This is a genomic window from Microbulbifer maximicatervae (SeqCode) (assembly GCF_052467305.1).
Genome location: NZ_CP174306.1, coordinates 3,202,768 through 3,227,687, shown reverse-complemented (window position 1 = coordinate 3,227,687; position 24,920 = coordinate 3,202,768). Strand labels below are relative to the sequence as shown.

The 24,920-nt window shown below is 52.7% G+C and carries 27 protein-coding genes; 13 read left to right on the top strand and 14 right to left on the bottom strand.

The genetic code is table 11. The features are described from left to right. The first annotated feature begins 92 nt into the window (after positions 1 to 92). Complete coding sequence (locus ACJJI4_RS14170) at positions 93 to 1,070, top strand: NAD(P)H-quinone oxidoreductase (protein ID WP_444925571.1); 978 nt, start codon at positions 93 to 95, stop codon at positions 1,068 to 1,070. A gap of 14 nt (positions 1,071 to 1,084) precedes the next feature. Here the strand turns inward: ACJJI4_RS14170 and ACJJI4_RS14165 are convergent, their stop codons facing one another. Continuing rightward, positions 1,085 to 3,385, bottom strand: coding sequence for a transporter substrate-binding domain-containing protein (locus ACJJI4_RS14165; protein ID WP_444925570.1), 2,301 nt, complete (start codon positions 3,383 to 3,385; stop codon positions 1,085 to 1,087). Positions 3,386 to 3,458: 73 nt separating this feature from the next. Then, entirely contained in the window at positions 3,459 to 4,811 is a 1,353-nt protein-coding gene (gene xseA, locus ACJJI4_RS14160; protein WP_444925569.1) for an exodeoxyribonuclease VII large subunit, read from the bottom strand. 174 nt (positions 4,812 to 4,985) lie between these two features. Between xseA and guaB the strand changes: the two genes are divergently transcribed. Together guaB and guaA are read left to right on the top strand one after the other, a co-directional pair. Further along, a complete protein-coding gene (guaB, locus tag ACJJI4_RS14155) occupies positions 4,986 to 6,473 on the top strand; it encodes an IMP dehydrogenase (RefSeq protein WP_444925568.1) in 1,488 nt (495 codons plus the stop codon). A gap of 100 nt (positions 6,474 to 6,573) precedes the next feature. After that, the gene (gene guaA / locus ACJJI4_RS14150; protein WP_444925567.1) at positions 6,574 to 8,151 is read left to right on the top strand and encodes a glutamine-hydrolyzing GMP synthase; all 1,578 of its coding nucleotides are present in this window, start codon (positions 6,574 to 6,576) and stop codon (positions 8,149 to 8,151) included. Positions 8,152 to 8,507: 356 nt separating this feature from the next. On the opposite strand, the gene ACJJI4_RS14145 is transcribed toward guaA, so the two are convergent. From ACJJI4_RS14145 to ACJJI4_RS14115, 7 genes are all read right to left on the bottom strand, one after another. After that, entirely contained in the window at positions 8,508 to 9,290 is a 783-nt protein-coding gene (locus ACJJI4_RS14145) for a TrmH family RNA methyltransferase (RefSeq protein ID WP_444925566.1), read from the bottom strand. Next, the gene (locus tag ACJJI4_RS14140; protein ID WP_444896519.1) at positions 9,287 to 10,156 is read right to left on the bottom strand and encodes a Rossmann-like and DUF2520 domain-containing protein; all 870 of its coding nucleotides are present in this window, start codon (positions 10,154 to 10,156) and stop codon (positions 9,287 to 9,289) included. The genes ACJJI4_RS14145 and ACJJI4_RS14140 overlap by 4 nt, the downstream gene beginning before the upstream one ends. Then, on the bottom strand, positions 10,156 to 10,914 hold the full coding sequence (locus tag ACJJI4_RS14135) for a pyridoxine 5'-phosphate synthase (protein ID WP_444914390.1): 759 nt from the start codon (positions 10,912 to 10,914) through the stop codon (positions 10,156 to 10,158). Before ACJJI4_RS14135 ends, ACJJI4_RS14140 begins: the two co-directional genes overlap by 1 nt. A gap of 3 nt (positions 10,915 to 10,917) precedes the next feature. Continuing rightward, positions 10,918 to 11,508, bottom strand: a complete 591-nt coding sequence (locus ACJJI4_RS14130; protein ID WP_444928237.1) for a peptidylprolyl isomerase — start codon at positions 11,506 to 11,508, stop codon at positions 10,918 to 10,920. 157 nt (positions 11,509 to 11,665) lie between these two features. Then, on the bottom strand, positions 11,666 to 12,346 hold the full coding sequence (locus tag ACJJI4_RS14125) for a TIGR04211 family SH3 domain-containing protein (protein WP_444896521.1): 681 nt from the start codon (positions 12,344 to 12,346) through the stop codon (positions 11,666 to 11,668). Positions 12,347 to 12,376: 30 nt separating this feature from the next. Beyond that, positions 12,377 to 12,676 carry a YciI family protein gene (locus ACJJI4_RS14120; protein ID WP_108734042.1) on the bottom strand — a complete coding sequence of 100 codons (300 nt, stop codon included), beginning with the start codon at positions 12,674 to 12,676 and terminating at the stop codon, positions 12,377 to 12,379. 33 nt (positions 12,677 to 12,709) lie between these two features. Beyond that, positions 12,710 to 13,429, bottom strand: a complete 720-nt coding sequence (locus ACJJI4_RS14115) for a VC0807 family protein (protein WP_282933704.1) — start codon at positions 13,427 to 13,429, stop codon at positions 12,710 to 12,712. Between ACJJI4_RS14115 and ACJJI4_RS14110 the strand changes: the two genes are divergently transcribed. From ACJJI4_RS14110 to rluB, 6 genes are all read left to right on the top strand, one after another. Then, positions 13,407 to 13,550 carry a hypothetical protein gene (locus tag ACJJI4_RS14110; RefSeq protein WP_282933703.1) on the top strand — a complete coding sequence of 48 codons (144 nt, stop codon included), beginning with the start codon at positions 13,407 to 13,409 and terminating at the stop codon, positions 13,548 to 13,550. The genes ACJJI4_RS14115 and ACJJI4_RS14110 overlap by 23 nt on opposite strands. A 75-nt stretch (positions 13,551 to 13,625) precedes the next feature. Continuing rightward, positions 13,626 to 14,582: a PHP domain-containing protein gene (locus tag ACJJI4_RS14105; RefSeq protein ID WP_444925565.1), complete on the top strand. Its 957-nt coding sequence runs from the start codon at positions 13,626 to 13,628 to the stop codon at positions 14,580 to 14,582. A gap of 92 nt (positions 14,583 to 14,674) precedes the next feature. Continuing rightward, positions 14,675 to 15,298, top strand: coding sequence for an L-threonylcarbamoyladenylate synthase (locus tag ACJJI4_RS14100; protein WP_282933701.1), 624 nt, complete (start codon positions 14,675 to 14,677; stop codon positions 15,296 to 15,298). Positions 15,299 to 15,351: 53 nt separating this feature from the next. Further along, a complete protein-coding gene (locus ACJJI4_RS14095) occupies positions 15,352 to 16,374 on the top strand; it encodes a segregation and condensation protein A (protein WP_444925564.1) in 1,023 nt (340 codons plus the stop codon). Positions 16,375 to 16,384: 10 nt separating this feature from the next. Next, positions 16,385 to 17,512, top strand: a complete 1,128-nt coding sequence (scpB, locus tag ACJJI4_RS14090) for an SMC-Scp complex subunit ScpB (protein WP_444925563.1) — start codon at positions 16,385 to 16,387, stop codon at positions 17,510 to 17,512. Continuing rightward, positions 17,509 to 18,375, top strand: coding sequence for a 23S rRNA pseudouridine(2605) synthase RluB (gene rluB, locus ACJJI4_RS14085; protein ID WP_444907630.1), 867 nt, complete (start codon positions 17,509 to 17,511; stop codon positions 18,373 to 18,375). The genes scpB and rluB overlap by 4 nt, the downstream gene beginning before the upstream one ends. A gap of 67 nt (positions 18,376 to 18,442) precedes the next feature. Here rluB and ACJJI4_RS14080 read toward each other — a convergent pair whose 3' ends face one another. The 3 genes from ACJJI4_RS14080 to ACJJI4_RS14070 all read right to left on the bottom strand — a co-directional run bounded on the left by ACJJI4_RS14080 (position 18,443) and on the right by ACJJI4_RS14070 (position 21,300). Then, positions 18,443 to 19,120, bottom strand: a complete 678-nt coding sequence (locus ACJJI4_RS14080; protein ID WP_444925562.1) for an SRPBCC family protein — start codon at positions 19,118 to 19,120, stop codon at positions 18,443 to 18,445. Positions 19,121 to 19,208: 88 nt separating this feature from the next. Further along, positions 19,209 to 20,585: an ATP-binding protein gene (locus ACJJI4_RS14075; protein WP_444925561.1), complete on the bottom strand. Its 1,377-nt coding sequence runs from the start codon at positions 20,583 to 20,585 to the stop codon at positions 19,209 to 19,211. Between the two features lie 10 nt (positions 20,586 to 20,595). Beyond that, positions 20,596 to 21,300 (bottom strand): response regulator, encoded by a 705-nt coding sequence (locus ACJJI4_RS14070; protein WP_444914384.1) that lies wholly within the window; start codon positions 21,298 to 21,300, stop codon positions 20,596 to 20,598. Positions 21,301 to 21,468: 168 nt separating this feature from the next. On the opposite strand from ACJJI4_RS14070, the gene ACJJI4_RS14065 reads away from it, so the two are divergent. From ACJJI4_RS14065 to ACJJI4_RS14050, 4 genes are all read left to right on the top strand, one after another. Continuing rightward, the gene (locus ACJJI4_RS14065; protein ID WP_444925560.1) at positions 21,469 to 21,933 is read left to right on the top strand and encodes a Spy/CpxP family protein refolding chaperone; all 465 of its coding nucleotides are present in this window, start codon (positions 21,469 to 21,471) and stop codon (positions 21,931 to 21,933) included. 221 nt (positions 21,934 to 22,154) lie between these two features. Then, complete coding sequence (locus tag ACJJI4_RS14060) at positions 22,155 to 22,697, top strand: flavodoxin (protein WP_444925559.1); 543 nt, start codon at positions 22,155 to 22,157, stop codon at positions 22,695 to 22,697. Positions 22,698 to 22,703: 6 nt separating this feature from the next. Beyond that, positions 22,704 to 23,072 (top strand): hypothetical protein, encoded by a 369-nt coding sequence (locus ACJJI4_RS14055; RefSeq protein WP_444925558.1) that lies wholly within the window; start codon positions 22,704 to 22,706, stop codon positions 23,070 to 23,072. A 266-nt stretch (positions 23,073 to 23,338) separates the two neighbouring features. Beyond that, entirely contained in the window at positions 23,339 to 23,800 is a 462-nt protein-coding gene (locus ACJJI4_RS14050) for a Spy/CpxP family protein refolding chaperone (protein ID WP_444914382.1), read from the top strand. 304 nt (positions 23,801 to 24,104) lie between these two features. On the opposite strand, the gene ACJJI4_RS14045 is transcribed toward ACJJI4_RS14050, so the two are convergent. Both ACJJI4_RS14045 and ACJJI4_RS14040 read right to left on the bottom strand, forming a co-directional pair. After that, positions 24,105 to 24,344: an FG-GAP repeat protein gene (locus ACJJI4_RS14045; protein ID WP_444928236.1), complete on the bottom strand. Its 240-nt coding sequence runs from the start codon at positions 24,342 to 24,344 to the stop codon at positions 24,105 to 24,107. After that, a complete protein-coding gene (locus ACJJI4_RS14040; RefSeq protein ID WP_444928235.1) occupies positions 24,250 to 24,915 on the bottom strand; it encodes an FG-GAP repeat protein in 666 nt (221 codons plus the stop codon). The genes ACJJI4_RS14045 and ACJJI4_RS14040 overlap by 95 nt, the downstream gene beginning before the upstream one ends. Positions 24,916 to 24,920 lie beyond the last annotated feature (5 nt).

Here is a 24,920-nt window from a genome sequence, read left to right as displayed (position 1 = left end):
GGGTTGCGTGTTGAGTAAAAATTGCTTGATGATTTTTGGTACTCTTGTGTCGATAGTGTGGCAATAAAAGTGAACCTATAAAGGGGAAAAATATGCGGTTTATTGATCTGCCTACATTTGGTGGGCCTGAAGTCATGCAATTGCAGGAGATGGATAAGCCTGCTCCCGGCGCAGACGAAGTCCTTATCCGTGTAGCCGCAGCTGGGGTTAATCGCCCTGATATTGTGCAGCGCCAAGGGCATTATCCGGCACCTCCCGGGTCATCGCCGGTATTGGGATTGGAAGTGGCTGGTGAGGTTGTTGAAGTTGGGGAAAAAGTTGTGCGCTGGCAGGTGGGAGATAAAGTTTGCGCCCTGACCAATGGTGGAGGTTACGCAGAGTTTGCAGTGGCTCCAGAGGGGCAATGCCTCCCGGTCCCCGCAGGCCTTAGTCTTATTGAGGCCGCTGCATTGCCGGAAACTTTTTACACCGTATGGACTAATGTATTTGACCGCGCCGGTTTAAAACCGGGCGAGGTGATTTTAATCCATGGTGGTTCCTCTGGTATTGGTACCACGGCGATCCAGCTGGCCCATCAATTGGGAGCCCGGGTTTTCACTACTGCGGGAACAGAAGATAAATGCGCAGCCTGTGTGGCTTTGGGAGCGGAGAAGGCGATTAACTATCGGGATGAAGATTTTGTCTCCGTTGTGCGCGAGATGACTGATGATCACGGAGCTGATGTTATCTTGGATATGGTGGGCGGTAGCTATATCAATAGCAATATTCGTGTGGCCGCAAACGACGGCAGAATCGTAAATATTGCCTACCTGGCTGGCGCTAAAGTAGAAGTAAATATGATGCCGGTGATGTTGAAACGACTTACATTGACCGGCTCAACTCTGAGGGCACGCTCGCCAGAAGCGAAAGCCGGTATTGCGAAATCGCTGGAACAGAAGGTTTGGCCGCTGATTGAAGCGGGTAAAGTGCGGCCGCAACTAGCCGCTGAATTTCCGCTGCAGCAGGCGGTTGAGGCCCATAAATTACTGGAGTCCGGCACTATCACCGGAAAAATCGTTTTAACCTTGTGAGGGCTTGTGGCTGCCTAGGGCGAGGAGTAAGTGGGCATCCGCTGAATGACACCCTCAGGCACATCCCCGGGTTCACAATAGATTTTGCCGGGCAGGCGCTGTAGAGGTGGGCGGACTGTCACATCATCGCTCATCATTTCCACATAGGCTTTGTAGAGGTTGCTGATATTGCGTACATACTGCACGGGCTCAGAGCCTCTCACATAGCCGTATCTAGCCCGTTTAAAGTACTGGGGCTGGGCCAGTTTCAGCATGGCGACTTCCACATTGTCGAACCACACATTGGGATCCAGTCCCAGTTCTTTAGCCAGCCGTTGGGCATCGAGTAAGTGGCCGTATCCTGCATTGTAGGAAGCGAGAGTAAACCAGAGTTTATTTACGGTTGGCAAAGCGGGATTAAAGCGATCTCGCACCCAATCCATATATTTTACCCCTGCCTTAATACCTCTTTCAGGCTCGAATAGCGGGGGAGGAAATCCCATTTCCTCGGCTGTGGCAGGCATTACCTGCATCAATCCCTGCGCGCCAACTGGAGATACGGCTTTAGGGTTGAAATTGCTCTCCTGCCACATTTGCGCGACGATCATGCGCCAATCAAAATCGTATTTAAAGGCGGATTCCTTCACCAACTCATCGTAAGGAGAGAGGTTTTCTCCCGGTATTACCCGGGAACTTACTCGCTGGGTAAATCGTTTGTTCGGCTCAAAATAAGCCTGGTATTGCTTCTGGTATTGGCTCGTTTTTCTGTAATTTTTCAAAAACTTATTCAAGTTCTGTAACAGGTGCCAATTTTGTCTTAATACCATCCAGCCCTGTGGGCGCGGGTCACCGATAAGGGTTCCGAGTACCAGTTGTGGCTGAACGGATGCCTCAATCTTTGCTCGACCGGAGTGGGATATGGTCGCATCTACCAGTCCGTCGGCGATTAGTGAGAAGATTTGTGACTGGGAAATATCTGGCGGCGCCACACGAATATCGACATCAATACCTGCTTCTTTCAGTGTTTCAGCGGTTTCAATAAATGACGAGTAGGCGCGCAGGGTTAACTTGCGACCATTCAGGTCCTGAATCTGGGTGATGGGAGGGCTGCCTTTACCACTGACAATCTGGTCTGTGGATTCGACATAGGGCTTGGTGAAGACCATGCCCTGGTCTTCACGGGCACTGGTAATATTGAGTTCAGCCCCGGCAAAGTCACCGCGACCCGCCCTCAACCAGTCGGCAAGGTCTTCTTCGTAGGGGACAACAATAACCTGGAGTTGGAGTTTGTGCTTATTGGCAAAAGCCTGGGCCAGGTCGTAGTCAAACCCCATTAATACCCCTTTCCATAAGAAATAGGTTGTCGGCCCATTGTAAGTGAGTAGCCTGATTACCCCCGATTTTTTAATACCCTTCCAATCGGTAATGCGTTCTTCCTGGGACTTAACCAGGTTACGGGTCAAAAAATTATCGAGAGTGGTATGTAGGCGTTTGGAGTCTTTGCGTACGCCCCAGGCAATATTTTGCACTTCAGATACATCTGCACCAATCCGCATGTCATCGCGGTAATTGCGCAAATCCTGGGCTGAAAAATCCTCCAAAATAGCAACCCGGTTCTTCTGGCCATTGATGATATCCAGCAGGGTATCTCGGTTACCATTAATATCAATTTCTCGAATAGTTAGGTTTGAGTTTGGATTTTCGGCAACAAGTTGCTCTGCAGTTTCTTTAATAGAGGAGCCGGCGGGGATAATAAATTCCAGGTCCTTTAATTTGCTCGCATCTGAAATATCTGGACCCTCAGGACCAGTGACGAGTACTAACCGCGAATGGCGAAGAGGAACTGTGAAGTCAATAATTTCTTCACGGGCGTCAGTGACAGTCAGGTTATAGGCGATTACATCTGCCTGGCCATCGATCAGCATTTGCACCGCGTCATCGGGTGTTTCAGCTTTTATCCACTTGGGTTCCAGCTTTAACTGTTTGGCCAGTTTGTTGGCAAGTTCGAAGTGACGGAGACTCACTACATCGTCACGAGGTAACAGGTCCTCGGAAGCACCGGTTAAATTAACGAACCGAATTGTGCCGTGTTTTCTTATGTCCCTAAGGTCACCGGCTTCGATGTAGTTGACTTGCTGTTCTTTAGCGGGGGTTACTTCAGGCAGTTGCCCTGATCGCTTGTCGGCATCCTGCGCTTCGGCAGCTGACATGGTGACTGATTCGGCTACTCCAGAATCACGCTCTGGTTCCGTGCAGGCTGCAAGGGCAAGCAGTAGTACTGAAAGTAGTATTAAAGTCCACTGGTTGAGGTGGATAGCAGTAGATTCACTATCCATATATTGCTCCGAAGGCACTCTACCTCAACCATTATAGTGTCGCTTGATTTGGGCTCTTGAATTGTTAAAGAAATCAGTTTTCGATGGTTTTAACTTTTGCAGTGAAGTTCCCTTTGGCCAGCTTAATATGGACTTGCTGGTCGGTATCCAATTCTGCACTATCGCGAATTGCGCGATTTTCTGAATCCAGAACAATGGCGTAGCCTCGCTGCAATACTGCCAGGGGACTGATGTTTTGTAGTAATTGGGCCCCGTGGGAGAGTTTGTCACTGCCGCGCTGTAATATCAGTTGCATCGCACGCTCCAGGTTTCCCTTGAGTTGGATTAACTGCTTTCGACTATTGTCGAGTCGGCGTGTCGGTAGGTTGTGGGCAAAAGCTCTGGAGGCGGAATCCAATTGGGATTTGCGACTTTGGATTTGCTGTTGGCAAGCTGCTACCAGGCGCATCTCCAAATGATCCAGCCGTTGGGCCTGGTTGAGGAGCTGCTCCTTGGGGTGGCGCAAACGGTTGCGTCGCAATTGAACCTGTTGAGATAAATGCTTTAGTTGGTTGTCCATGGCGCGGTGCAATCTGCGCTGGACCTGGTCAAGCCGCTGTAAAATTTCTGCAGCATTGGCGCTGGCTATTTCCGCCGCAGCAGAAGGGGTGGGTGCGCGCAGGTCTGCGGCTAAATCTGCAATAGTCGTATCGGTTTCGTGGCCGACTGCAGAAATAGTGGGAATAGGACTTGCGGCCAGTGCGCGGGCGACAATTTCTTCATTAAAAGACCACAGGTCTTCCAGGGAGCCTCCGCCGCGACCGACAATTAATAAATCGTGGCGACCACTGCGGCCCGCTTTTTCAATCGCTGCCGCGATTTGCTGAGCGGCACCCTGACCTTGAACGGCTACCGGCCAGATTTCAATTTGGGCAGAAGGGTGTCTCCTGCCCAATACGTGAATCATATCCCGTATTGCCGCGCCTGTCGGCGAAGTGACAATGCCGATATTGGTTGGCAAAAACGGAAGAGAGCGTTCTCTGCTTGTGTCGAACAGGCCCTCAGCATGCAGTTTTGCTTTGAGCTGTTCCAGCTGGCGCATCAGGGCGCCAAAGCCGGCCTCCTCCATATGCTCAACGATTAACTGGAATTCTCCGCGCCCTTCGTAGAGGCTCACCCTGGCCCTGATTAAAACCTCGCGACCATTTTGCGGCCGAAAGGCGACACTGCGATTGCGACCGCGAAACATGGCGCAGCGCACCTGGGCCCGCGCATCTTTAAGGCTAAAATACCAGTGCCCGGAGCTGGGCATGGAAAAATTGGAAATCTCCCCACTGATCCATAGAAGGGGCACACTGTTTTCCAGAAGATGTTTAACTTCCCGATTCAGGTCACTGACCGACAGCACGCTGCGCTTGGCATTTTGACTAGGGGGAATTGTCTGCATCGGTGAATCTCGTCGGGCGTATTGGGTGGAGCAATATTGCAGTATCGCCCTTATAGGTAAAGAGCTTTACTGTACAAATCCGTTTTTCTGCAAATTGATGTTTGCGCTTTGGGCGCGTAGGGGTATAATCGCGCCGATACCCAATCCCGCCTATTCGAGGTTTGAGTGTCAACAATGTCTGAATCCAATCTGCGCATCGCGCGCGAAGCCCTCACTTTTGACGACGTCCTACTTGTGCCCGGATATTCCGAGGTCACGGCCAAGGATGTGAGTTTAAAAACCCAACTCTCCCGCAACATTACCCTGAACATCCCCATTGTGTCCGCTGCTATGGATACGGTGACGGAAGCTCGCCTGGCCATTGCGTTGGCCCAGGAAGGGGGTATCGGCATTATTCACAAGAGTATGTCGATAGAAGAGCAAGCTCTTGCCGTTCGCGCGGTGAAGAAGTTTGAAGCCGGTGTTGTAAAAGACCCTATTACTATTGAGTCCGATGCCACTGTGCGCGAGTTGATCGCGCTGACCAGTCACCACAATATTTCCGGTGTGCCGGTAATGGATCGTGGCGATTTGGTAGGTATCGTTACCAGCCGCGACGTTCGCTTCTTAACTGATCTCGATGTCAGTGTCGCCAGCATCATGACGCCGAGAGAGCGTCTGGTGACGGCCCACGAAGATGCGAGCCCCGACGAAGTACGCGAACTGCTGCATAAACACCGTATCGAAAAGGTACTGGTGGTTAACGACAACTTTGAGTTACGTGGCCTGATTACTGTTAAAGACTTTAACAAAGCAGAGCAGTACCCGAACTCCTGTAAGGATTCCGACGGTCGCCTGCGCGTGGGCGCGTCTGTGGGCACCAGCCCGGACACCGATGATCGCGTAGCTGCATTGGTAGAAGCCGGCGTTGATGTGCTGGTAGTAGATACCGCTCACGGTCACTCCCGCAATGTGATTGAGCGCGTGCGCCGCATTAAGGAAATGCACCCCCAGGTGGACGTGATCGGTGGCAACATCGCTACGGCTGACGCAGCGCGTGCACTGGTTGAGGCCGGTGCGGATGCGGTTAAAGTGGGTATCGGCCCCGGTTCTATCTGTACCACCCGCATCGTAACGGGTATCGGCGTACCCCAGGTGACGGCAATTGCAGAGGTTGCCACAGCCCTTAAAGAATTTGGTGTGCCCATGATCGCCGACGGTGGTATCCGTTACTCCGGCGATATCTCCAAGGCAATTGTTGCCGGCGCCTCATCAGTTATGATGGGTTCCATGTTCGCCGGTACCGAAGAGGCGCCGGGCGAAGTTGAGCTCTATCAGGGCCGTACTTACAAGTCCTATCGTGGGATGGGTTCTCTCGGTGCTATGTCTCGCACCCAGGGTTCTTCCGATCGCTATTTCCAGGATGCGAGCAAGGGCGCTGAAAAACTGGTACCGGAAGGTATCGAAGGTCGAGTGCCTTATAAAGGCCCGCTGTCAGCCATTGTTCATCAGATGATGGGTGGTTTGCGTTCAGCCATGGGTTACACCGGCAGTGTCGATATCGAGACCATGCGCACTCGTCCTGAGTTTGTGCGGGTCACGGCAGCCGGTATGGGTGAGTCCCATGTCCACGATGTTCAAATTACTAAAGAAGCCCCCAACTACCCGGTGGGCCGACGCTAAGCCTTCGACCTTCTCCAGGTGAAAAAATTCAGACGGAACAAGCAGCAAACGGACCTTTAAGGTCCGTTTGCCGTTATTTAATCCAGTTATCGAGTAAGTCATGAGCCAAGATATCCATTCCAGCCGAATACTCATTCTCGACTTCGGGTCCCAGTACACACAATTGATTGCCCGCCGTGTCCGCGAGCTGGGCGTATTTTCTGAAATTCGCGCTTTCGATATGACCGAAGAGGAAATTCGTGAGTATCAGCCCAAGGGCATTATTCTCGCCGGTGGCCCCGAGTCGGTACCGGAAGAGGGCTCCCCGCGCGCGCCGGAAGTGGTTTATAACCTGGGCGTGCCGGTGCTGGGCATTTGCTATGGCATGCAGACCATGGCCCATCAGCTTGGGGGCACTGTACAGGGCAGCGATATTCGTGAATTTGGCTATGCCCAGGTAAAAGCTGAAGGCCAATCCAGCCTGTTGAGCGATATCAAAGATCATATCGCTGATGATGGCAGTGCCCTACTGGATGTTTGGATGAGCCACGGCGACAAGGTAGTGGCGATGCCGGAGGGCTTTGAGCTGCTGGCTTCCACCGATTCCTGTCCAATTGCCGGTATGTACCACGCTGAGAAGAATTTCTTCGGTGTACAGTTCCATCCGGAAGTGACTCATACCTTGCAAGGCATGCGTATTTATGAGCACTTTGTGATTGATATTTGCGGGTGTGAGAAACTCTGGACTCCCGCGAACATTATTGAAGACTCTATTGCTAAAGTCCGCGATCAGGTGGGCGAGGGCAAGGTGCTGCTCGGTTTATCCGGTGGTGTCGACAGCTCTGTGGTAGCCGCTTTGCTGCACAAGGCTATTGGCGATCAGCTGACCTGCGTATTTGTAGATAATGGCCTTCTGCGTAAAAACGAAGGCGACCAGGTAATGCAGATGTTCGCCGACAATATGGGCGTCCGGGTTATCCGTTCTGATGCGGAAGAGGATTTCCTTGGGCGCCTCCAAGGTGAAAAAGACCCTGAAGCCAAGCGCAAAATCATTGGTAATACCTTTATTGAGATTTTTGATCGCGAAGCTTCCAAGTTACAGGAGGTGAAATTCCTGGCTCAGGGCACTATCTACCCAGACGTTATTGAGTCTGCCGCCGCAAAAACCGGCAAGGCACATGTGATTAAGTCTCATCACAATGTGGGCGGCCTGCCGGAGGATATGCAGTTTGAGCTGATAGAGCCTCTGCGTGAACTGTTCAAAGACGAGGTTCGTAAGATCGGCCTGGAGCTGGGCTTGCCTTACGACATGGTTTACCGTCACCCCTTCCCGGGACCGGGTCTGGGCGTGCGGATTCTCGGTGAGGTAAAGCGGGAATATGCCGATATTCTGCGAGAGGCGGATGCGATCTTTATCGAGGAGCTGCACAACGCCGATTGGTATCACAAAACCAGCCAGGCCTTTGCCGTATTCCTTCCGGTAAAATCTGTGGGTGTTGTCGGCGATGGCCGCCGATATGAATACGTGGTAGCTCTTCGCGCGGTAGAGACTGTGGACTTTATGACAGCGCGCTGGGCGCATCTCCCCTATGAGCTGATTGAGAAGGTCTCGAACCGCATTATCAATGAGATAGAGCACATCTCTCGTGTGGTCTACGACGTTTCCAGCAAGCCTCCCGCGACAATTGAGTGGGAGTAACTGCAGAATCGAGAGGGGGTGCTTAGCACCCCTTTCTTTTTTTGTTTTGGGCTTCGCGTCTCATTTTCCACAGCGGCCCCTTCTCTCTATTCGATCTTTAATTGGTACGGATTGTCGCTAAACGCTTAGCTAAGTTTTCTCTAACTCGTTGATTTTTTGAGCGTTTCCCAGGTTGTTTATTTTTTCTTCATATTGTCACAAAGACCAAATGGCGGGCCTTTGCGGCCTACTACTCTAAGTTAGTCACAGAGATATCCACAGAATCTGTGGGTAGTGGATAATCCTGGTTAGATTGGGATTGAACTCGTGGGATAAGTTGAGGGAGTGGGAGGCGGGCACCTCCCACAGGGGCAGAGTTAGATTTCTCGACGGAAGCTAATTAGTGCGGCCGTGACCGCCACATTCAAGCTTTCCACACCGTTTTGCATGGGGATACGCACCAGTTCATTGCACTGAGCTGCGACGGCATCGCTAACACCGTGGGTTTCATTGCCCAGCACAAAAATTGTGGAGACTTTACTGGAGACCTCTTTCAAGGTGGTTCGGGCGTGGGATGACAGCCCACAAACCTGAGCCCTCGCTTTGCGGAACTCCCCCAGGGTGGCTGCCAATTTGTCACAGCGCAAAATCCGGGTTTTAAACAGGGTGCCTGTGCTGGCTTTGATAACGAGGGGGTCTATTTGTGCACAGCCTTTCTTTGGCAGGATGATTCCATCGATGCCGCCGGCACAGGCTGAGCGAATAATCATGCCCAGGTTTTGAGGGTTGGTTATGCCATCCAGGGCCAGAAGTTCATAGGTGTTTTTGTGCTCTGGGGCTGCAACCTTCTGTAAAAAGTCCTCCGCTCTGCCGTAGTGCGGTAGGGCCAGGTCGAGGGCTACACCTTGGTCCTGACGGGAATTCTTCGAAATCCGGGACAGGCCCTTGCGATCCCAGTAAGCAATTTCAATCTGACGCTCTTCCGCCAGGGTTTCCATTCGCTGGATTAGCTGGTCGCGCCGGTTGCTGCTGGCCAGATGTAATTTATGGACGGGTACAGATAAATCCTCGAGAGCCTCGAGTACAGGCTTGCGCCCATAAATTGTCAGGAGGCTATCGAAGAAGGCTTTTTTTTCCAGGTATTCGGAGGAGTCTTTCACCGCGTTGGCTCACTCAGCAGTTCGATCAATCTGGCTGCGCTCTCAGGTGAGAGCGAGCCGCGCCGCGCCAACTCTACACAGGCGAGGCCCAGATGGCGATAGCAAAGTGCCAGTTGGCTATCTACTGAGGCAAGGCTTTCCACCTGGGCACCAACGGTTTCCACATCCCCCCTGGCAATGGGGCCTGTCAGCGACCTCTCTGGTCCCAACGTCAAATTGTTTTGCAGAGTCTGTGAAACAATCGGCGCCAGCAGGCGAAGAGCGCTGTCCCGCTCTATGCCGGCGGCTGCAAAGCTCTGTAAACTCAGGTCCATTAGGGTGGTGAGGTAGTTGGAGGCGATCACTGACCCAGCGTGGTACAGAGACTTGTTAAGGGGATCAATAGCCAGTGTTTCACAGCCAATGGCTGCAAAAGCCGCAGAAATAACCTCTACCGCATGACTATCCCCTTCGACAGCGACGCTGGTTTTGGCAAATGTTTGCAGCGAGGTTTCCGGTTCGGCAAAACTGTGGACCGGGTGGGCACTGGCAACCAGGGCGGGTCCCAAGGGGGCTAGTTCTTTAGAGCTGAGAGCGCCACTGCAGTGGAATATAATAGTGCGCTCATCGACCAGCCCGCTATCGGCAAGCCTCTGCGCAAATATAGCGATTTCACTATCGATACAACCAATCAGCCATAGGTCTGCTGACGGCATTGCTGAGAGGGAATCAACAGCATTGCCTGCACCGATAAATCGACAGGCACTTTGTCCACTCTCGAGACTGCGGTTATAAATTGACTGCACCCCAAATACACCGCTCTCCTGCCACAGCCGCCCCAGGGTTTTACCAAGGCGACCTGCGCCAATAATATTGAGGCTTTGCATCAGCTACCAGCGAGGCAGTCGACGTAGGCGTTAACGGCATTCTCCAGGCCCATGCTGATAGCATCGACAGTAAAGGCGTGGCCTATGGAGACTTCCTGCAAGCCCGGTAATGTGCGATAGCGCGGTAGGTTAACCAGGTTGAGGTCATGGCCGGCATTAATCCCCAGCCCCAACTGATGTGCGTGCTCAGCGGCGGCACAGTGGGCAGAAAAAATTGTTTCCAGCTCTGGGCTCTGTTTGGTTACGGCTTCGGCGTAGGGGCCTGTGTAGAGCTCAATACGGTCAGCACCGACCTGTTTGGCCAGGCTGATTTGGTCCAGGTCTGGATCCATAAACAGGCTGACACGTATCCCGGCATTTTTAAGTTGATCAATTATCGGAACTAATCGATCTCCATCTTGCTTGAGGTCAAAGCCGTGATCAGACGTGAGCTGATCATTAGTGTCGGGAACCAAAGTGCATTGGTCTGGTTTGGTTTCCAAAACCAGCGGTATGAGGCCGGGGTAGTCCCCCAGGGGAGCGGCGAAGGGGTTGCCTTCAACGTTGAATTCTATGTTTTTGCGGCTGGCGCAGAGTTCTGCCAGGTCGCGCACGTCGCCGGGGCGAATATGTCGTTGGTCTGGACGGGGGTGTACGGTCAGCCCCTGGGCTCCGGCGTCGAGGCAAATGCGCCCGTGGGCGACCACATCGGGAAAGTTGCCTTCGCGGGAATTGCGAATTAAGGCGATTTTATTGAGGTTTACACTGAGAGCTATCACTGCTTATTCTCCCTTGCTGTGTTCAGCGACACTGTTGTCGCTGGAGGTAACTCGTTTTGCTGAAAGTATGCGGATTGGAATGTTGGGGGCCTCTGGGTGTTGGCGATAGAGGCCGCGGGGTTCCTGTTCGATTTTTTCTACGATATCCATACCCTCGATAACCTTGCCAAAAACCGCGTAGCCAGGCTTGTTCTCGCTGGCATCCAGGCGGGTGTTATCGACCAGGTTTATAAAAAACTGAGACGTGGCGCTATCGGGGTTGTTGGTCCGTGCCATGGAGAGAGTGCCGCGCAGGTTTTGCAGTCCGTTAGCTGATTCATTAGCGATAGCGTCGCGAGTTTCTTTCTTCTGGAAGTCGAAAGTGAAGCCCCCTGCCTGGACGACAAATCCTGGCACAACGCGGTGAAAAATAATGCCATCGTAGAAGCTGCTATCGGTATAGGTGAGGAAATTCTCTACTGTGACAGGAGCTTTCTTGGGGAACAGCTCGACGCGAATAATGCCCAAGTCGGTCTTAAGCTCCACCTGAGGGTTTTGAGCAAATATTGGAAGACTGAACAGAGTACAAAAAAGAAAAGTGAGTAACTTACGCATCATCCGTGTCCTTTGAATGTCCGGGGTCAATCGGTTTACTACTGTGTCAGCGTATGGCTAAAGAGAAAGGATAAATATTTGGGTATCGCTGCCTGCGGGGTGCTTCTCAGCACTCCCGCAGTCGTATAGTAAGCGATTTTGGTTGTAGCGAGGGAGATCAGTTGGCCCACTCGGAATTGCGTTTGCGCGGGCGCACATGGGGGGCAATCATCGCCAGAATAGCGCCTAATGCAACGGATAGGGCACCATACAATTGCCATTTGCGGGCATCGCTACCGGACAGGCGCTGAATTTCCGCTTCCGCCATGCTTTTTTCCTGTTTCAGCAACTCGTACTGATGCAGAAGCTTTTGATGGCGATCGTTGAGCGAAATTGCGTCGGCAGAAAGGGACTTCAGGCTTTTGAGTTCGGCGGCCAATTCCTGGCTCTGCTGCTGGGCAGAGGTCAGGGCGCTATTCAGTTCGCCGTTTTCTGTCTCCAACCGGCGAACTTCTCCCCCCAGATTACCTTCCATTTTTTCAAAGCGGGCCAGGTTGGCTTCTGCGGTTGCCAGCTTTAGTTTTGCCACGGGCTCACTGACAAGGTATTGGCGTCTGATCCAGCCCTCAGTGCCGTTGGGGGTGCGCACTTTTGCCCAGCCGTCCGAGGCGGCATCTTCGAGCAGAGCCAGCTCGGTACCACTGGCCAGGCCGCGGTGCAGAATCCGGAATTCATTGCCTTTGCCAGAGCGCATGGGCACGTGAAGTTGGTCGGTAATATAGCGGGTCTCCGCTGCAAGTGCTGCTGGCGCTGAGTTCAACAGCGCTACAGCGAGCACACCGGACAGTAATTTCTTCATTGTGATGCAGCTTGTTAGTTAGAGTTTTTATCAGGGCAGTACAAGCTTGTAGGGCTTGACTGTAACCGATGCATAGACGCCAGCTTCGATATAGGGGTCACTGTCAGCCCAGGCTTTGGCCTCTTCCAAAGAGGGGAACTCAGCAATTACCAGGCTGCCGGTAAAGCCAGCTTCACCGGGCTCTTCGCTGTCGATGCTGGGGTTTGGGCCGGCGGCCAGGAGACGGCCTTCATCTTTGAGAAGGTTGAGTCGGGCCAAATGACCGGCGCGGGCTTTTTTGCGTAAAGGGAGACTATCGCTAACATCTTCACTGATGATTGCGTACCACATTGTTTTTAATGCTCTTGTTAGTTTTTTTAGGTGTTATTGCGCAACCATCACTTCTTCCAGTTTCAACCCGGTCAGCTTGCCGATACGGGAGAATAGGAAAAAGAGTGCACCCATCAGAATCAGGGTTGATGGGATCGCAATAACCAGATATCCATAGGCGGTCATTTCGCCAAGTTCGGTGTTATAGGCCTCTGTGCCCGGCGGGCTGGTAACGATCATTTTGGCGAGAATGTAATTCAGCGCCGAGGAGAAAAAGAATGACCCGGCAACGATCCATGAAGTCTGGCGCAAGGTGCGGTCGAAGGCTGGCTGGTTACCATTGGCCTGTAATGACTCGGCGATCTTTGTCGTATTCAGAATTTGATCGTTGTACAGCAGGGTTTTGACCAGCGGCCAGCGGGTGTAAACGGATAGTGCCGTGGCAACACCCAGTAGGCCAGGGATTGCAGCTTCCTTAATCGCAATATACTGCGGGTCCAGCTTGAGCAAGCTGATGCCGCCAGTGAGCAGGATGCCAATAAACCCGAGGGCTGAGAAGAAATTGACCTTGCCCAGGCGCAGCAGGTCGCGAAGGCCATAGCCCAGCGGGAAGGCCAGGGCCACTATCAATGCCCAGGTTGGGCCCAACCAGTCATCCCCGGAAAGCTTGGTCAGTATCAATGTCGGAATAATGACATTGAAGGCAATATTGCTGAGAAACCCTTCTTTTTTAGGCTTCTCGGGAGATGTCGTGGTCGAATTCGTTTCGGTCATACTCAATTCCGGTGATAATGCCCGCTGGAAACTGGTGGGGCTGATTGCCCGTTCAATTTCCCCGCTGACAAAACTACTGTCAGACTTCGGCCCTGGCGAGTCACCTGTGAGTGACTGCTAGTCCGGGCCTTATCCCTGAAAACGCCGAGTGCCGCATAGACAGCGCAATAGGGCGATTGTTCCTGAAAAGACGGATATGGCGATCTTTTTCATCGTCGAACTGAGTGAGAGCCTGTTGTTGAAGACCCTTTCAGCCGATTTGAATACAGACCTGGTAGATCTGCACTGCCACAGTACCGCGTCTGACGGTATTTTAAGTCCTGCGCAGCTGGTGTCGAGAGCGAAATCCCAAGGTGTGACGATGCTCGCCCTGACCGACCACGATACGGTGGATGGTGTGCCTGAGGCTCAACAGGAAGGTGACTGTTTGGGCGTAGATGTGGTGGCGGGGATTGAGTTCTCCAGTCTTTGGGGGCGTAGACCCGTACATATTGTAGGTCTGAACATCAATCCCGAATCGGGGCCTCTGCAAGAAGCCATTCAGCTGCGTGAGCAGTTGCGCGAGGAGCGGGCAGAGCGTATTGCGGAGAAGCTGGAAAAACGCGGCTTTAGCGGTGCCTTGGAGGGTGGACGTGCCCTGGCGGGCGACTCGGTACTGGGTAGGCCCCATTTCGCACGATGGCTAGTGGAAGCTGGGCATATAGATGATACCGGTAAGGCATTTAAGCGTTACTTGGGTGCCGGCAAGGTGGGGGATGTGCGGGTCGAGTGGCCCCAGCTGGGAGAGACTATCGCCACTATTCACCAGGCCGGTGGCTGTGCGGTATTGGCTCATCCCCTCAAGTATGGATTGACCCGCACCCAGTTATTGCGATTGTTGGGGGCATTTCTGGAAGAAAAAGGAGATGCTGTCGAATTGTTGTGCGGTCGGCAGAACCCGACACAGACGAGGGAGTTGAGGAAACTACTATTCTCAGCTGCGGAAGCGGCGGGCAAATCAATGCCATATTGCTCTCTTGGCAGCGATTTTCACCAGCCGGAGCAGCCCTGGCGTGAATTGGGTTGTGTCAGGTTGCCCGCAGACGTCGAGCCGGTGTGGAATCTGTGGCACACTCTGCACCGGGAACAGCGGGGTCACGTTTCGCTGCCCTAATTCCGGCTTGTGAATTGGGGGCCATCGTCCGGCTTTAAGCCTGGTGGATGGCAGTGAGGTATTTTCAATCGGTAAGGCTTTTGGGGGGCTTTGTGGCGCAGTTTTTTCAGATTCATCCGGATAATCCTCAAGGCCGCCTGATCACTCAGGCAGCAGAGATCGTCGCCCAAGGGGGCGTTATTGTTTTTCCCACCGATTCAGCTTACGCCATAGGCTGTCGACTGGGAGAGAAGCTGGCGGTTGAGCGCATTCGAGGAGTGCGCCAGCTGGACAAGCAGCACAACTTCACATTGATGTGCCGAGACCTATCGGAGCTGGCGACCTATGCCAAGGTCGACAACCAGATGTTTAGGTTGTTAAAGAATCATACGCCGGGTTCCTATACCTTTATTATGCCGGCGACCGCCGAGGTGCCGCGCAGGTTAATTCATCCGAAGCGCAAGACCATCGGTATTCGTGTGCCGGATAATCCCATCGCCCTGGCCCTGATTGAAGAATTGGGCGAGCCGTTGATGAGCTGTAGCCTGATTATGCCCGGCGAAGAACAGCCCCTAACCGAACCTTACGATATCCGCGATACCCTGGAGCACCAGGTGGAATTGGTTATCGATGGCGGTTTCTGCGGGTTGGAGCCCACCACCGTGATCGACCTGACAGGTGATGAGCCCCAACTGATTCGTCAGGGATGTGGGGCAACTGACGAAATACTCGGCTGAAAGCTGCGGCGCCGTGTATAATCGCGCGTTTGCACGATTGAGGGTGGGGCAGGGTGTCCAGTGATGAGTTACTAGCAGAGGTCGGGGAGCAAGTGCTGGCCGAGGTTGCGGCGAGCGATGATGAAGCTCCTGCCCAGGCTGGCGATGCGGAATCGCAGGGCCAGGACTCGGATGAGGATTCCCCCCTGGCTTTGGTGCAGGGCGAAATCTTTAACGACCTCCCGCAGGATCTCTTTATTCCACCAGATGCTTTGGAAGTTGTTCTGGAGGCTTTCGAGGGGCCTCTGGATCTCCTGCTATACCTGATTCGCCGCCAAAACCTGGATATTCTCGAGATCAACGTCTCCGACATTACCCATCAATATATGGCGTATGTGGAGATGATGACGGCAATTCGCTTTGACTTGGCCGCCGAGTATCTGGTAATGGCCGCTATGTTGGCGGAAATAAAGTCGCGGATGCTGTTGCCGCGACCGCCTGAAGCGGAGGAGGAAGAAGGCGAGGACCCCCGCGCGGCTCTGATTCGCCGTTTGCAGGAGTATGAGCGTTTCAAAACTGCGGCTGAGGATCTCGATGAGATCCCCCGTGTTGGCCGGGATGTCCATCAGGCCAATGCAGAGGCTCCCGATCGCAGTATCACACGCCCCGACCCTGAAATTGACTTGAAAGAAGTCCTGGTCGCCCTGGCTGAAGTGCTGCGGCGTGCGGATATGTTTGAGAGCCACCAGGTTGAGCGGGAGAAGTTGTCCACCCGCGAGCGTATGACCCAGGTGCTGGATAAGATCCGCCACGGCCAGTTTGTGCCCTTTGTAAGCCTGTTTACCGTTGAGGAGGGTCGCCTCGGTGTCGTAGTGACCTTCCTGGCAGTGATGGAGCTGGTAAAAGAGTCACTGGTGGAGCTGGTGCAGAATGAAGCTTTTGGCCCGATCCACGTGCGCGCTCGCGCTGCTACCCACAGCAGTGAAAGCGAAGACGGTGCTGGCAGCGAGCTTGAGGATCAGACTCTCGAAGAGGTTGAAGATCCAGAGGACGCTGCAGAGGCCTCGGATAAAGCGTCAGAAATGTATTCGAGTTAGAAAATAGAAGATGACAATCGCCCCCGAATTACTGCGCAAAATCGTCGAAGGCGCCCTGTTGGCTGCTGGCCAGCCTCTCAGTGAAGAAAAACTGTTGTCTTTGCTGGACGAGGAAGAGCAACCCTCCAAGACTACCCTGAGAGATGTGCTTGAAGAAATCGCCCAGAGTTGTGCTGACCGAGGGTTTGAACTGAAGAAAGTCGCGAGTGGTTGGCGTTTTCAAGTGCCGGAAGACCTGGCCCCATGGGTGAATCGGCTGTGGGAGGAAAAGGCGCAACGGTATTCCCGTGCAACCTTGGAGACCCTGGCCATTATCGCTTATCGACAGCCGGTAACCCGTGGTGATATCGAGGATATCCGCGGCGTTGCGGTGAGTTCGCATATTGTTAAAACCCTGCTGGAGCGCGGTTGGATTAAAGTTGTGGGGCAGCGGGATGTGCCCGGTAAGCCGTCTCTCTACGCAACAACCCGGGAGTTTCTCGATTATTTTAATTTGAGCACCCTGGATGATTTGCCGACTCTGGCGGAGATCCGCGATATCGAGAGTCTGAACCAGATTCTGGAACAGGAAGGTTTGCCTCCAGAGCCGGTTCCAGAGGAGGGGGAGTCCGAGGTGGACAATAGTGCTTCGGAAGATTCTGAGTCAGGGCAAGACTCCGAGGCAGAACCCTCTACTGAAGCCCCTGCGGCTGAACACGAAGATATAGACGATGCCCTGGTGGAGGCTTTGGCTGAGGAAGTTGCTGCTGAAGCATCAGGCGCCGAGACCGAGTCTGAGCCCGGAGTAGTCGCCGAAGCAGTGCCCGCCGAGACGGATGCAGAGGAAGATCCAGTGGAAACTGCGGCAGCAGAGATCCAGTGGGAAATGGAGCAGGAAGACTCTGAAGGTAATTCGGAGTTGGATGTAAATGTTGATCTAAGTGAAGAGAGTGAACTTCACAGTGATGAGGGAAGCAGCGTTGAATCGCTGCAAGTAGAAGAAGAGAGCGAGAACTCTCTAACGGCAACGTTACCACCCAGCAGTATGTTTGCCGAAGACGACACAGTTGAAGAGGTCGCCGAGGAGTCGGTGGAGGCAAATGCTGATGTCGATGAAGATTCCAAAGAAGTAGTACAAGTGGAAAGCACCACCCCATGAGTGATGGTACCCCGCCAGCAGGCGAGAAATTACAGAAAGTATTAGCGCGCACCGGCCTCGGTTCGCGCCGTGAAATGGAGCGCGCAATTGATGCGGGCCGCGTAACCGTAAATGGAAAAGTGGCGGAGCTTGGCGAGCGCGTAACTGACGCGGATCATATCGAGTTTGATGGTAGCCGGCTGCCTTCGGCAGAGCAGAATCGCTGCCGGGTAATACTCTACAACAAACCGGTTGGAGAAATATGCTCCCGCCACGACCCGGAAGGCCGCCCGACGGTCTACGATCGCCTGCCGAGACTGAAAACCGGCCGCTGGATTTCTGTTGGGCGCCTGGATTTCAATACCAGTGGTTTGCTGCTGTTTACCAATAGCGGAGAGCTGGCCAATAAATTAATGCATCCCTCCTCGGTAATCGACCGCGAATACTTGGTTCGAATCCAAGGTGATGTGGATGAGGAAATGAGGCGGCGTCTGCTCAAGGGCGTGTTGTTGGATGATGGGTCGGCGCGCTTTACCGACATCGTAGAGAGTGGTGGTGAAGGTAAAAACCGCTGGTTCTACTGCGTAGTGATGGAGGGCCGCAACCGCGAGGTGCGTCGTCTGTGGGAGTCCCAGGGAGTTAGAGTTAGCCGCTTGAAGCGTGTGCGCTACGGCAGCGTCTTTATTCCCTCCCATGTGCGCGTCGGGCAGTGGATTGAGATGGAGCCCCGCGAGATCGATGACCTCTGCGTAACGGCGGGAATGCCGAAACTGGGCCAGCGCCCATTGACCCAGGGTGAGAAACAAAATCTGGAGCGCCAGCGTAGGAAGCTGCGCAAGTCACCGGCGCCAGCCGCGCGACGCAATCGACCGAAGTCGGTTTAAACAGAAAAAGCCCGCAAATTGCGGGCTTTTTTGTATTTCAGTAATCGCTACTGTTAATTGCTGAGTGTTACTGCTGGTTCTCCGGTGTTTCTCCAGCTTCCTCTTCATTCTGGTCTCGCAGCTCACTGGGGACACCCTGAGGGCCGTCACCCATTGCATCATCCACATCGGACGGAATATCTGAAACTGAATCGGTGGAGGTTCCGTCGGAGGTGCTATTTTCAGGTGCTGTTTCAACCAGGTTTTTTAGTTTTTCCAATCCTTGTTCATAAGACTCTCCCACCATTTTTTTCACTGCCAGGCCCATCCAGCGTTCTCTGGGGCCACCGCCGGTATCGCTGTGGAAGTTCCAGGTAAGAAGGGTGCCGCCATCCTTTGGTTCCAGTTGGAATTCTGCCGTGGCCTGGCTGCCATCACCAAAATCCAGTTTGGTGGCGACTACAGAATCTCTCTTGCTGGCGAAGATAGTTTGACTGCCGCTTCCGGCTTTGGAGTTTTCGCCGCGCCAACTCATTTTGGCGCCGACGCCTTCCTGGGGACCGCTGTACTCATAGAGTACCGAGGGGTCGATGTGGCGCCATGGGGACCACTCGTTGAATTTGTGGAAATTATTAACGTAGGGGAAAACCACTTGTGGCGGTTTGTTGATAAATACGCTGCGATGAACAGTGACTTCGCGTGGGAATAAGTATCCCGCGAGCACGAGAATTACCAGGGCAATAAGAATATAAATAATCCAGCGCATAGCGGGTTCCTTTGCTATTTGCGGGTGCAAGGAAGCAACCGCCAGAAAACTCTGGCGGTAGAGATGCTTATATTAGCTGCTGCGATGCTTAATCGTCGGCAATATGTAGCAGGGGGAGCTTAATCTCAACACACAGGCCCGCATCCCGGCTGTTTTTGGCGCTGATGCTTCCCAGGTGATGCAGGATGGTGCGCTGGGCGATAGCGAGTCCCAGTCCAAAGCCACCACTTTCCCGGGTGCGTGCACTATCTGTGCGATAGAAGGGGCGGAAAATAGCCTCCAATTCCTCATCTGCCACGCCGGAACCTGAGTCGATGACTGAGATGGTGCAGGATTCTGAGGATTCTTTAATCGACACCTTGACCCGGCCGTGCTCGGGACTGTACTTGATTGCGTTGCGCAGGATGTTCTCCAGGGCAGCGGTCAGGGAGCTGCCCCGGGTTGCGACAAGGAGCTCTTCCCCTTCGGAGAGAATTTCAAAGGATAGGTCTTTGTCAGCAGCTTCGCTGTGGAGGTCTTCCGCCAGGGCGCTTATCAGGGCATTTACTTCCACTACGTCATCCAGGGGGCGCTGCTCCTGGTTGCTAATAGGAAGTGATAGCACGTCGGCAATAATATCTTCCAGGTAGTCCGCTGCCTTGCCGATTTTATCCAGTTCTGTATCGAGCCCGTTAATTTGCTTTTGGCGGGCGATGGCCAGTGCCACTTGCAGGCGCGCTAATGGCGAGCGCAGTTCGTGGGAGACATCCTTGATCAGGCGGCGCTGCTCGGACATCGATTCTTGAAGCTGGGCGGTCATGGAGTCGAAGTCCAGGGCCAGGTCAGTCAGTTCATCATTCCGAGACTTTAGGGAGGGGGTCACGCGGTAGTCCAGTTCGCCGGCAGCGACGCGCTTGGTGGCGGCGCTCAGCTGTTCCAGTGGACGGCTCAGGTAGCGGGCCAACCAGTAGCAGGCTAGACCCGAGGCAATCATGGAGAGCAGCAACATCGGCCAGAAATTGCGCCACAGGAAGCGCAGTAATAGGCCTTCTTTGCTATCTCCAGCAACGACGACGATCCGCAGGGGGTCTCCGGTGCGCAGCGGTAGGAAGAAGCCTACAGTGGGCTTGTTATTTACCAGTTTGTGAGCTTCGCGATTGCGGTAATCAAGACTGTCGATCAACGAGCCCATATTTGATGGCACTTCGCGACCGAGGATGTCGTTGCCTTGTTGATCAACCGCATAAACCCGCCGTTTGACTTTTTTGGGGGCTTTCTCGAGCCAGTGCTGGAATTGTTCGGGACCGTGACGGCGGGCGATTCGCATATTTCGCATCACCTCGCGAAATAGGGCGGGGCCCTCCCAGCGTTCCTCTTGTCGGGGATCGCCGAATTCACCGAAGTGGGTAATGTAAATGGCGGCTACAACCATCACCATGGCGGTGATCCAGGCCCCAAAGAACATTTTCCAGAAGAGACTGCGCATCGTGGAAAACCTACTGCTTGCTCTGGGTGAGCATGTATCCGGCACCTCGGATATTGATAATCAGGTCGCGGCTGGCACCTTTATCCGCGAGCTTCTTGCGAATGTTACTGACATGGACATCAATGGAGCGGTCGTAGGGCATCAGCTTACGGCCAAGGGCACTTTCAGTGAGAACCTCTTTGCCAACCACTTCGCCGGCATGCTGAACCAGTACCTTGAGCACGGCGAACTCTGCGCCGGTCAGAGCCAAAGCCTGGTCGTTCCAATAACCCTGATGCTCTGCAGGCAGTAGTCGAATCTGGCCACTGCTAAGACTGTCGTCGCTCTCTTCAGTTTCGACTCGGCCGCGGCGGAGCACTGCGCGCAGTCGGGCCGCCAACTCCCTGGGATTGCAGGGTTTGGGCAGGTAGTCGTCGGCACCCATTTCCAGGCCGACGATACGATCCACAGTGTCCCCTTTTGCAGTAAGCATCAAAACCGGCAGGGAGCGGCTTGCTGCTGATGCCTCCTCCCTGAGTTTGCGCAGTACTTCAAAGCCATTGTGAACGGGCAGCATGACGTCCAGAACCAGAGCGTCAAAGCTCTCGCTCTGAGCGAGCTCTAATCCCCGGCCACCATCATTGGCAGCAGTTACTTGAAAACCCTCTCCGGTAAGGTACTCCCTTAGTAAGTCGGTGAGTTCGGTGTCATCGTCGATTAAAAGGATGCGGCTCATGGCGTTCTCTCAGTTTCTGTGTGGCCATTATATGCAAAGCGCTGGCGCTGGTTACCGCCGGCGATGGAGCTTTTTACCGTTCTTAACAAATGTTTACCGGCGTTTTCCCCCGTTTACATAAGCTGCGCTTACTATGAAGTCACTGAACGCGAACATGAGGACGAAGGAATGAAACACTGGAAACAAGCAATAGGAAGCTTGGCCTTGGTAGGTGTTCTGGTTGCCCCTGCGGCACTTGCTTTCGGCGGTGGTGAAGGTGGTCAGGGGCGTGGATTTGAATATATGGTCCGCCAGCTTGAGTTGACCGAAGGCCAGCAGGCACAGTTAAAGGCCAACCGGGAGAGCAACCGAGAGGCGAGAATGGCACAGCGCGAGCAAATGATCGAGCTGCGCAAGGAATTAAATGCGGCGATTGAGTCGGGCGCTGACCAGGCGACACTGGATCAATTGGGCGAAGAGCTAGGCAAGCTAAAGCTTCTGGAGATGCAGAACCGCAACGAAATGAAAGAACAGTTTAAGGCCATTCTGACTGATGAGCAGAAGGCCAAGCTAGAGCAGCTAAAGAGTGAGCGCAAAGCGCGCCAAATGAAACGGCGCGATGAAAGCTCTGCAAGCCAGGATTCAGAGTCCTAGGCCCCCCAACCAAAGACTCCTTGTGCGATCCGCTGGGTGCACCCTTCCCCAAGGCCCAGCAGGTTCATAACCCTTAGCCCCCGCTGCCCCGGGGGCATTTTTCTTTATTCCTGCCGAAACCTGATCAGATAGGTAACTTGCTGAGCCCGGTTATTGCTGGGAGAATACGCCGCCTTGTAATTTAGTATGTAGCGGCCCGGATTGGGCGGAGAGGGTTGACTGTGAGTAAAATCGGCTTGTTCTATGGCAGTGATGAGGGTAATACCGAGTCTGTAGCTTTGCGCATCCGCGCCCGCCTTGGCGAAGATAATGTAGACCTGTTTGATATTGCCGATGTCACCCAGTTGGATATTGCTAATTATCAGTATCTTATCTTTGGAATCCCTACCTGGGACTTCGGTCAGATTCAATCTGACTGGGAAGAGTTCTGGGAGGATGTCCAGGAAATCGATTTTAGTGGAAAGACCGTCGCTTTATTTGGCCTGGGAGACCAATTTGGGTACGGCGACTATTTCCTGGATGCGATGGGCATGCTCCACGATGTTATTGTGGAAAAAGGAGCCACTATAGTCGGTCACTGGTCCACTGAAGGCTATGAGTATGAAGCCTCAAAAGCTGAAGTCGAAAGTGGAGCAAAGTTTGTCGGTCTGGCTATTGATGAAGACCAGCAGGAAGAGCTGACCACAGAGCGGCTGAATCGCTGGTGTCAGCAAATAGCTGAAGAGCTTGCGCTTGACAGTGATGTTCTTGAGCTGGATGACTGATTCGTTATGAAAAACTCCCTGTTGTTCAGCGAGTTTTGGCCCTGGCTGGCAGAGCATACAAATTGCATCGTCAGGGCCGGAAGTAGTGATTCGGTAGTATACGATGATGATGACTACCACTGGCGCTTCACCGCTGAAGATGCCCGTACCAAGTTGGTTCAGGTAATGCGCGGTAAACGACCCGTCGCCGAGCTGTTTATTGAGCCTGAACATATAGCCGCTGTGCGTATTTCTCCCGGGGAGCGGGGAGAGTACAACTTTGACCTGGTAGCAGAAGTCCAGGGGCGCGAACAGGTTGTTTATTACTTTGTTCTGACTCACTCACTGGAAGATGTGGATACGAAACAAAATCCCTCCTCAGCCGCTCTCCATTAAAAACATTTTGATGTTGTGGAAGTTATGCTAGTCAGGCCTGTATAACTTCCGGATTAAATTTCTAACTTAAATTCTATCCCTCTCTTTTATTTCCCTTCACAACCATTAATTTGAAAATTTTTTTACAGTCGGTGCATTTTGTAAACTGTATTTATTATAAAAAGCGCTTGTTGTGAGTTCTTAACAAAGGTTTACCACAGTTATCCCCCGTTTACACGGCGCCCACTTACTATGTACTTACTGAATGCAAACGAGAGGGTTGAACGATGAAAAACTGGAAAACTGTAGTAGGTAGTTTGGCTTTGGCTGGCGTTGTAGCAGTACCAGCCGTTGGTATGGCATGTGATGGTAAAGGACGTATGGAAGGTCGCGGCCATGGACCAGAAAAAATTGCTAAAGAGCTGGACCTGACGGAAGCTCAAAAGGATCAACTGAAGGAGCTTCGCGAGTCCAACCGCGAAGGAAAAATAGCTAAGCGCGAAGAAATGCACAAAGCGTATGAAGAGTTGCGTGAAGCAATTCGTTCCGGTGCCGATCAGCAAACACTGGCAAGCCTGGGGGCGGAGATTGGCAAGCTGGAAGTCGCTAAAATGCAGAGCCGCAACCAGATGCGTACTCAATTTGAGTCTGTATTAACAGATGAGCAGCTCGCCAAGCTGGAAACCCTGAAGGCTGAAAAAAAGGATCGTCATATGAAGAAGTGGAAGGCGTATCGCGATCATGGTTAAGAGTGGGCATAGTTTAACTGCTTTAATGTTGCACCAGGTAATTTGAGGTGTAGCAGGTCCAGCTGCATCTACAGCAGCTGGTCGTAGTTCATAACGCGGCTTTGAATTAGAGTCGCTCTTTAAATCAATGACTAATGAATTAAACTACAATCTTCTCAGCCAGGAATGCACCGCGCGGATGCATGGATTACTCTTGACCGAGAGAGTTGTAGTTTAAGCCTGTGATAGTAAGATTCAAAATTTCATTGGATCTAAACCAGCTAATGGTGAAAATCCTTTCGGATCAATCTTTAATAACTACAAATTAGTAGATAAATACAGCACCTGAATTAGGGGTACCGTTGTTTTTCTTATCGCCACCAATACCAATGGCATTGCTATCTTCACCAGGGGCGCCCACTACAAGGGTATTTCCATCTGCGCTGAGACTTACAGAATGGCTGAACTCATCATTTTTTTCCGTTGTACTTGACTTGATATAAGCTCCTTTGCTCCAGATAGTATTTGAACGTGTATATATAAATTGCTCCAGAGTCCTGGGCATTATTATCTTGCTCATCACCATTAATACCACTGGCATGGCTGTCTTCGCCGAGAGCTCCGACTGCAAGAGTGTCCCCATTTTCACTGAGGCTAACGGAGAAACCAAACATGTCGCCTCCGTTTGCACAGTTGAGTTCGATATTGTGGGCATTGAGGTAGGATTGCTGGACCCAATCATCATTGGTTTGTGCAAATATGTATGCTGCTCCAGTGTAGTCAAGGGCATCATTGTTTTCCTGGTTGCCATTAATACCTGTAGCAAAGCTACGCTCACCAATAGCTCCTACTGCGAGAGTAGAGGCATCACTGCTTAGGTGAATGGCAGAGCCAAACAAATCGTATTTATCACTGTTGCTGGCTTTAATATGAGATTGTTGGGTCCAGGTGGTTTCGGATCGGGTGAATATATAAACGGCGCCAGAGCTGGCTACGCTATAACTGGGTGGAAAACTATTTATACCCTTAGCTCCGCTACTTTCAAAGGGGGCGCTAACTGCCAGGGTGTTTCCGTCATTGCTAAGGCTTACACTTCTTCCAAATTGGCTGTTTTGCCCTGCGTTACTAGCTTTTATATAGG

Bases quoted from the DNA above. Each gene is read 5' to 3' on its own strand.
- ACJJI4_RS14130 (WP_444928237.1), bottom strand. From the start codon at position 11,508: ATGCGTAAGTTACTCACTTTTCTTTTTTGTACTCTGTTCAGTCTTCCA.
- ACJJI4_RS14045 (WP_444928236.1), bottom strand. From the start codon at position 24,344: ATGCCCAGGACTCTGGAGCAATTTATATATACACGTTCAAATACTATC.
- guaA (WP_444925567.1), top strand. From the start codon at position 6,574: ATGAGCCAAGATATCCATTCCAGCCGAATACTCATTCTCGACTTCGGG.
- ACJJI4_RS14140 (WP_444896519.1), bottom strand. From the start codon at position 10,156: ATGCAAAGCCTCAATATTATTGGCGCAGGTCGCCTTGGTAAAACCCTG.
- rluB (WP_444907630.1), top strand. From the start codon at position 17,509: ATGAGTGATGGTACCCCGCCAGCAGGCGAGAAATTACAGAAAGTATTA.
- ACJJI4_RS14115 (WP_282933704.1), bottom strand. From the start codon at position 13,429: ATGACCGAAACGAATTCGACCACGACATCTCCCGAGAAGCCTAAAAAA.
- ACJJI4_RS14055 (WP_444925558.1), top strand. From the start codon at position 22,704: ATGAAAAACTCCCTGTTGTTCAGCGAGTTTTGGCCCTGGCTGGCAGAG.
- ACJJI4_RS14125 (WP_444896521.1), bottom strand. From the start codon at position 12,346: ATGAAGAAATTACTGTCCGGTGTGCTCGCTGTAGCGCTGTTGAACTCA.
- ACJJI4_RS14170 (WP_444925571.1), top strand. From the start codon at position 93: ATGCGGTTTATTGATCTGCCTACATTTGGTGGGCCTGAAGTCATGCAA.
- ACJJI4_RS14070 (WP_444914384.1), bottom strand. From the start codon at position 21,300: ATGAGCCGCATCCTTTTAATCGACGATGACACCGAACTCACCGACTTA.
- ACJJI4_RS14065 (WP_444925560.1), top strand. From the start codon at position 21,469: ATGAAACACTGGAAACAAGCAATAGGAAGCTTGGCCTTGGTAGGTGTT.
- xseA (WP_444925569.1), bottom strand. From the start codon at position 4,811: ATGCAGACAATTCCCCCTAGTCAAAATGCCAAGCGCAGCGTGCTGTCG.
- scpB (WP_444925563.1), top strand. From the start codon at position 16,385: ATGACAATCGCCCCCGAATTACTGCGCAAAATCGTCGAAGGCGCCCTG.
- guaB (WP_444925568.1), top strand. From the start codon at position 4,986: ATGTCTGAATCCAATCTGCGCATCGCGCGCGAAGCCCTCACTTTTGAC.
- ACJJI4_RS14105 (WP_444925565.1), top strand. From the start codon at position 13,626: ATGGCGATCTTTTTCATCGTCGAACTGAGTGAGAGCCTGTTGTTGAAG.
- ACJJI4_RS14080 (WP_444925562.1), bottom strand. From the start codon at position 19,120: ATGCGCTGGATTATTTATATTCTTATTGCCCTGGTAATTCTCGTGCTC.
- ACJJI4_RS14165 (WP_444925570.1), bottom strand. From the start codon at position 3,385: ATGGATAGTGAATCTACTGCTATCCACCTCAACCAGTGGACTTTAATA.
- ACJJI4_RS14075 (WP_444925561.1), bottom strand. From the start codon at position 20,585: ATGCGCAGTCTCTTCTGGAAAATGTTCTTTGGGGCCTGGATCACCGCC.
- ACJJI4_RS14050 (WP_444914382.1), top strand. From the start codon at position 23,339: ATGAAAAACTGGAAAACTGTAGTAGGTAGTTTGGCTTTGGCTGGCGTT.
- ACJJI4_RS14120 (WP_108734042.1), bottom strand. From the start codon at position 12,676: ATGTGGTACGCAATCATCAGTGAAGATGTTAGCGATAGTCTCCCTTTA.